The sequence below is a fragment of the Herbaspirillum sp. UBA812 genome, assembly GCF_002296545.1.
Lineage (GTDB): Bacteria > Pseudomonadota > Gammaproteobacteria > Burkholderiales > Burkholderiaceae_D > Herbaspirillum > Herbaspirillum huttiense.
The window spans coordinates 1-6,702 of the sequence record NZ_DBIC01000355.1 but is presented as its reverse complement, the minus strand read 5'-3'; the positions used below and the strand labels follow the sequence as shown (position 1 = coordinate 6,702).

At 63.3% G+C, this 6,702-nt stretch carries 6 protein-coding genes; 1 reads left to right on the top strand and 5 read right to left on the bottom strand.

Annotated elements, in window-relative coordinates; genetic code table 11:
* Positions 1–27: 27 nt before the first annotated feature.
* The 5 genes from B3873_RS23685 to B3873_RS23665 form a co-directional block, all read right to left on the bottom strand.
* Positions 28–183, bottom strand: a complete 156-nt coding sequence (locus B3873_RS23685; RefSeq protein WP_166675069.1) for a hypothetical protein — start codon at positions 181–183, stop codon at positions 28–30.
* A gap of 63 nt (positions 184–246) precedes the next feature.
* Positions 247–1,281 carry an alpha/beta hydrolase family esterase gene (locus tag B3873_RS23680; protein ID WP_414651570.1) on the bottom strand — a complete coding sequence of 345 codons (1,035 nt, stop codon included), beginning with the start codon at positions 1,279–1,281 and terminating at the stop codon, positions 247–249.
* A 197-nt stretch (positions 1,282–1,478) separates the two neighbouring features.
* Positions 1,479–2,186 carry a glutathione S-transferase N-terminal domain-containing protein gene (locus B3873_RS23675; protein ID WP_039787184.1) on the bottom strand — a complete coding sequence of 236 codons (708 nt, stop codon included), beginning with the start codon at positions 2,184–2,186 and terminating at the stop codon, positions 1,479–1,481.
* 12 nt (positions 2,187–2,198) lie between these two features.
* Positions 2,199–5,303 (bottom strand): bifunctional diguanylate cyclase/phosphodiesterase, encoded by a 3,105-nt coding sequence (locus B3873_RS23670; protein WP_286869377.1) that lies wholly within the window; start codon positions 5,301–5,303, stop codon positions 2,199–2,201.
* Positions 5,300–6,079 carry a substrate-binding periplasmic protein gene (locus B3873_RS23665; RefSeq protein WP_276842372.1) on the bottom strand — a complete coding sequence of 260 codons (780 nt, stop codon included), beginning with the start codon at positions 6,077–6,079 and terminating at the stop codon, positions 5,300–5,302. The genes B3873_RS23670 and B3873_RS23665 overlap by 4 nt, the downstream gene beginning before the upstream one ends.
* 215 nt (positions 6,080–6,294) lie before the next feature.
* Between B3873_RS23665 and B3873_RS23660 the strand changes: the two genes are divergently transcribed.
* Positions 6,295–6,543, top strand: coding sequence for a hypothetical protein (locus B3873_RS23660; RefSeq protein ID WP_286869375.1), 249 nt, complete (start codon positions 6,295–6,297; stop codon positions 6,541–6,543).
* Positions 6,544–6,702 lie beyond the last annotated feature (159 nt).

Below are 6,702 nucleotides of genomic sequence, written 5' to 3'. Positions count from 1 at the left end.
CGGCGGGTTGCGCTGAGGTGGACGGGATCAGATCTTTTCCATCAGCGCCGAGACGGCAAAGGAGACGATGCCCGCCGTAATGCAGATGACCGCGAGGCGGTAGTGCGGAATCAGCTTGCCGATCCACGGCAGCAGGAAATACAGGACGATGGCGATCAGGATGCTGGTCAGGAGTCTTTTCATTGTCTTGGCGGGAGGGTTGAACGCTGGGGCCTATGATAGTGCGATTTGACTTGCGATGGCGCATCAGCCGGGCGACAGGCCCTTCATGCCGGGCCGTGTCGGTGCCGGGGCAGCCGGTACGGGAGGCTTGGCCGGAGCAGGGGCCGCCGGCGTGACCGCGCTCGCAGGCGCGGCGGCGGGCAGCGGCGTTGCACCCGGTGGCAGGTTTTCATCGACCTGCTCGTTCTGGCGGCCACCGCCGTGGGCATTGAAGAAGTTGATGACGGTGCGCGAGGTATCGAGGTTCTGCGAAGACTTGCCGCCATTGACGATGGGCACCACGCCACCCGGCCAGGCATGGCCGCCACCCTTGACCTCGTAGAGCACCACGGCTTGCGGGTCGCTCTTGCTGGCATAGGTGTACTGGCGGATGGTGGTGCCATCGTTGGCGGTATCGGGGATGTCAGTCACCGTCGGGCGCGGGTTGGCACCATCGGCCTTGACGAAGGCTTCGATGCTGCGCGCCACCGAGATGCGCGGCAACTGCGAGACTTCCTGCTTGCCGATGCCTCCCAGGAAGGGAATGAAGGGATCATCGCTGCCATGGATGTGCAGCAACGGCATGGGGGCCTTGACGGCCTCGGGCGGCACATCCAGCACCGCGCTGACCACCGCCACTGCCTTGAACAGTTCAGGCGCTTCGGCGGCCATGCGATAGGCCATCATGCCGCCATTGGACACGCCCACCAGGTAGATGCGCTGCGGATCGGCCAGCCCATCCTTGACCAGCTTGTCGATCAGGGCGCGCAGGAAGGCCACATCATCCACCTTGTGCATCTGTGCGTAGCCGCAGCATCCGCCGGAATTCCAGGTACGGGCATCGATGGCCAGCCCGGTGCCGTTGGGGTAGACGATCATGTAGCCGGCCGCCTCGGCAATCTCGGTCAGCCCGGTAGCGCGCGCCATCAGCGAGCCGCTGGAACCGCTGGCGTGCAGTGCGACGATCAGCGGCTGCGGTTCACCGACGGCATTGCGTTCGGAAAAATAGGCGCGTGACAGATTGCCGACGCGGATCGTCTTCAAGGAAAGATCGATCGCCTGCGCCGGCAGGCTGGCCAGCAGCGGCAGTGCGCACAGCGCTGCCAGCAAGTGGCGGCGCAAGCGGCGGGCGCGATCAGTAGGGCGAGACGGAAAACGGTTCGTCATGGCAGGCAGGATGCGGTCGCGGGAATGGACGCCATGTTAACGTGCAGGCCACGGTGGCGCAAAGCGATTTACACCCTGCGCCCCGGACCTGGCCATCAACGCAGTACCGGTCAGCCGCGCGCCGGGATGTTGAGACCGCGCACCACGGCCGGACGGGCCACGAAGGCTTCCAGCGCACGGGCCACATGGGGGAAGTCCTGGAAGCCGACCAGCTCGGCCGCTTCGTAGAAGCCGATCAGATTGCGGATCCACGGGAAGGTGGCGATATCGGCGATGGAATACGCATCGCCAGCCAGCCACTGGCTCTGGCTCAGGCGCTTGTCCATCACGCCGAGCAGGCGTTTGGATTCGTTGACGTAGCGGTCGCGCGGACGTTTGTCTTCGTATTCCTTGCCGGCGAAGCGGTGGAAGAAACCGAGCTGGCCGAACATCGGACCGACGCCGCCCATCTGGAACATCACCCACTGGATCACCTGATAGCGCGCAGCGGGATCGGCCGGCAGGAACTGGCCGGTCTTCTCGGCCAGATAGAGCAGGATGGCCCCCGATTCGAACAGCGGCAGCGGCGCACCATTGGGACCGTTGGGGTCGATGATGGCGGGGATCTTGTTGTTCGGATTGAGCGACAGGAATTCCGGCGACAGCTGGTCATTGGTCTCGAAGCTGACCAGGTGAGCTTCGTAGGGCAGGCCGGTTTCTTCCAGCATGATCGAGACCTTCACGCCATTGGGCGTCGGCAGCGAATACAGCTGGATGCGGTCGGGATGTTGCGCCGGCCATTTTTGATTGATGGCGAAGGCGGACAAAGCGTGACTCATGAGATCGGACTCCTAGGCAACGGATATGTGGAGATCGCGGTCCTGAGCGAATTTTTCGAAGGCCTCGACCGTCACCGGCCGGCAGAAGTAGTAGCCCTGGTAGGCATGGCAGCCGGCATCGGCCAGGAAGGAGCGCTGGGCATCGGTTTCCACGCCCTCGGCGATCACTCCCAGCCCCAGGCTCTGCGCCAGGTTGACGATGGTCTTGGCTATCGAGGCGTCGTTGGGGTCGATCAGGACATCGCGCACGAAAGACTGGTCGATTTTAAGCTGATTCAGCGGCAGCCGCTTGAGGTAGGACAGGGACGAGTAACCGGTGCCGAAATCGTCCAGCGAAAACTCCACGCCGTAGGCCTTCAAGGCAAACATCTTCTGGATGATGTCTTCGACGTTGTCCACCAGCAGGCTCTCGGTCAGCTCCAGTTTAAGGCGGCGCGGATTGGCACCGGTACGGTCGATGATGTCCAGCACGGTCTGCACGAAATCATGCTCGCGCAATTGCGGCGCGCTGACGTTCACGGCGATGCTCAGCTCCGCCATACGTGGCCGTTTGGCCCAGGTGGCCAGCTGCGTGCAGGCGGTCTCCAGCACCCAGTTGCCCAGTGACAGGATCAGCCCGGTTTCTTCGGCCAGCGGAATGAAGTCGCCCGGTGGCACCATGCCGCGCTGCGGATGCTGCCAGCGCACCAGCACTTCGGCTCCCGTGACGCGGCCGCCTTCGACCACCTGCGGCTGGTAATGCAGCAGCAGCTGGTTGCCCTCGATGGCCTTGCGCAGGCCGGCTTCCAGCGTGGCGCGTTCCAGCACGGCGGTCTGCATGGCGGGGTCGAAGAAGCGCAGCGCATTGCGGCCGGTTTCCTTGGCCTTGTACATGGCCAGGTCGGCCTGCTTCATGAGCTCATCCACCGAGGCCGCACGGCCCAGGAAGACGGTGGCGCCGATGCTGGCGGTGGTGCGGTATTCCACCTCGTCGAGCTGGTAGGTTTGGCCCAGTGCCGACAGGATTTTCTCGCCGATGGTGCGGGTCTGGGTCGCGGCTTCCTGCTGGGTGTCGTTGAGACCCTCCAGCACCACCACGAATTCGTCACCCCCCACGCGCGCCACTGTATCGTTTTCACGGACATTGGCCAGCAGGCGCTGGGCCACCTGCTTCAACAGGGTGTCGCCCTTTTCGTGGCCGACCGTGTCGTTCAGGGTCTTGAAGTGATCCAGGTCGATGAACAGCAAGGCGCCGCAGGTGCGCGTGCGCAGCGACAGCGCGATGGCCTGCTTGAGGCGGTCCAGCAGCAGGGTGCGGTTGGGCAGGCGGGTGAGAGCATCGAAGAAGGCCAGTTCGCGGATGCGTTCCTCGGCCAGCTTGCGGTCACTGATGTCGTGATGCGTGCTGACGTAGTGGGTGACCTGGTTGTCCTTGTTCTTGACGGCGGAGATGGTCAGCCATTCGGGGTAGACCTCGCCGTTCTTGCGGCGGTCCCAGATTTCGCCCTGCCACTTGCCGAAGCGCCGGACACTCTCGCGCATTTCCTGGAAGAAGGCCGGGCCGTGGCGGTCCGAGCGCAGCAGGTTCGGGTGCTTGCCGACGATTTCCTCGGCGGTATAGCCGGTGATTTCCGTGAAGGCCTTGTTCACGCGCAGGATCTTGCTGTTGGCGTCGGTGATGAGCATGCCTTCGCGCGAATCGAAGGCCACCGCCGAGATGCGCAGTTCAGCTTCAATCTGCTTGCGGTCGGTGATGTCGCGCGCGCTGGTGCGGAAGCCCGTGAAGCTGCCTTGGGCATCGGCAATCGGGGCCGACGACAGCGAGAGCCAGAACACCGTGCCATCCTTGCGTACGCAGCGGAATTCCACATCTTCGCGCTTCTGGCCATCCATGCAGCGCGCCAGTTCGGCGCGGATGCGGCGCTCGTCATCCGGATGGACGATGCTGCCGATGAAGTCCGGCATGGAGAGGCATTCCTCCACGGTATAGCCGGTGTAGTCGCGCACCGCGTGATTGATCCAGCGCGGACGGCCATCCAGGCCCCACCAGACTTCCCAGTTGACGGTGCAATCGGCGATGGCGCGGAACTGCTCTTCGCTGGCGCGCAGCTCGACGGTCATCTTCTGCGCCAGGCGGACGGCGCGCTTGCGGCTGGACATCATCAGCCAGCCCAGCAGCGCCAGCGTGACGCTCATGGCGATGCCGGTGACGGCGATGAGCTGCTCGGCATTGCGCCCGAACTGGGCGGTGAAGGCATCGGTGGTGCTCATGGAGAGCGTCCAGTTGTGGTTGGCCACCACCAGGTATTCATCGGCCTGCAGGCGCGGGCGATGCATCGGGCCGCTGGCCAGCGGCGATTGGTAGAGCAGGGCTTGCGCTTCCTGGGTCACGCCGTCATAGAGGGTGAAGGCAATGGTGCGGCTGTTTTCGCCATACAGGCTGGCGATCACGTCGCTCATGCGAAAAACGGCATGCACCCAGCCGATCAGGCTGGCGCGGCGCTCGGCAATGGTGGACTGCGGTTTGCCGCGCTCGTACAGCGGCAGGTACATCATGAAGGCGGGTGCTGCCGGCCCTTCAGTACTCAGTTCAATCTTGCCGGAGACGGTCGCCATGCCGGAGTCGCGCGCTTTTTCCATGGCGGCGCGCCGCACCGGATCGGCCCACTGGTCATTGCCGAAGGCGATGCGGTTGCGGCCTACATAGGGCTCGCGCAGGATGGTCGGGGCATAGGCAGTGCGGCTGCCAATCGGATGGATCTTGTAATCGGCCACACCCTGGCGCGCCATGCGGGCCAGATGCGCGTCGAGCTGCGCAGCCGGTACCCATTCCTCGATGGCGATGGCCTGGATGCCGGAGAAATTGGCGTCCAGGTTGAGCGCGTCAACGTAATCGCGGAACTGGTTGCGGTCGATGTTGCCGGTGGCCGAGATCAGGCCCTGCACCCCATGCAGCATCTGTTCGTAGGACGCCATGCGCTGCTCGATGCGGCTGACCGTCTCGCGCAGCACTGAGGCGAACTGCGTGTGGACTTCCTTGGCGGCGGCTTCGCGCTCGTGGTCCCATGCGGTCCAGGTGACGCCCAATCCTGTGGCCAGGATGATGACGGGGAGCAGGATCTGGCGTATCCAGTTCACGGCTTGCTCTGGAATTCGACCATGGCTGCCGCCAGTTCAGGATTGAAGTACTTGCGGAAGATGCGCAGCACCGTGCCGTCTGCCAGCATGCCGTTGACCAGGGCGCGCCACTTCTCCAGCTCGGCCGGCGCAAGCGCCTTGCGCGACATGATCAGACCGTGCGGTACGGAAGGATCCTCGAAGCTGATGATGGTGGTGGCCTCGCGAATGCGTTTCTCTTCCACGACCGGGTAATCGAAGGGCTCCATGATCATGCCCTGGATGCGGTTCTGCAGCAGCGCTTCATAAAGCGGTTCCAAGCCACCGGCCAGGGTAACGCGATTGGCAGCTGTAAGCTGGTCCACCATGCGGTTGGCATTGCTGCTGTAGCGGAAGCCGCGGATGACGCCGAGCTGGAAACGATCATTGCGCGCGACGTCGGCCAACTGAGTGATGCCGGCATCCTTGCGCACCAGCAGGTAGTACTTGTTGCTGAAGTACCAGGCGAAGGCGGCGAACTTGTCGCGTTCCGGATTGGTGATGCCGGACAGGCTGAAATCGAGTGCCCCCGATTCGATCAGCTGCCAGATGCGCGCACGCGACATCAGGCTGACGTTGACCTTGCAGCCGCTGCGGCGGATCAGCTCATCGGCGAAATCCTTGTCGATGCCGGTATCGGTGGCTGCCGAGTAGAGCAGGCCGTGATCGTGCAGCGCCAGCGTGTACGGCCGCGAGCAATCGGGACCGGCAGCGTGGGAAGGGGAACAAGCCAGCAGGGCAGTGAAAAGCGTGGCCACATTCGCACAGGCACGCACTGCGCGATTGCGAAAGAGTCGACTGAAAATACTGCCCCCTATGTAGACGCCACCCTATGGACGAAGCAATACGAGCGTAACGCGATCTTCGCGATCTCGCGCCCGACGCACTGCCGTGTCGTCCTTCCCTGAAATCACCGCATGAGAGCGGTGCCCTGTCCTGTAGTTTTGACTCTGCCGTCCGTGGAGACGGTGGTGTGATCACCAGCTCTGCTGACATGCTGGAGACGCCAGCAGAAACGGCACTGCACCAAATGCCGAGCGATGTTACCCGAGCAGATTCCATTGCGCAACAGAATGCATCCGCCGCTGCTGCGGCAGTCTGGATGCGGCCGCGCGCCATGTGCACGGGAGTGCAGAAAGGCATGGATGAGCTGACAGGAAAGCGGGGTGTCATGCACAAAAAAACCGGAGTTTCCGCCATGGAAACACCGGTCTTTCTGTGAGGATTTCGGGAGATCGGGAGATCAGGATGTCTGATGTCGCGATGACAGGGACATCGCTTGAAGCATTGTTCCGTTCAGATGAACATGCCGCCCGACACCTCCACACGCTGGGCGGTGATCCAGCCATTGTCCTCCCGCAGCAGCGAAGCGATTGCCGCG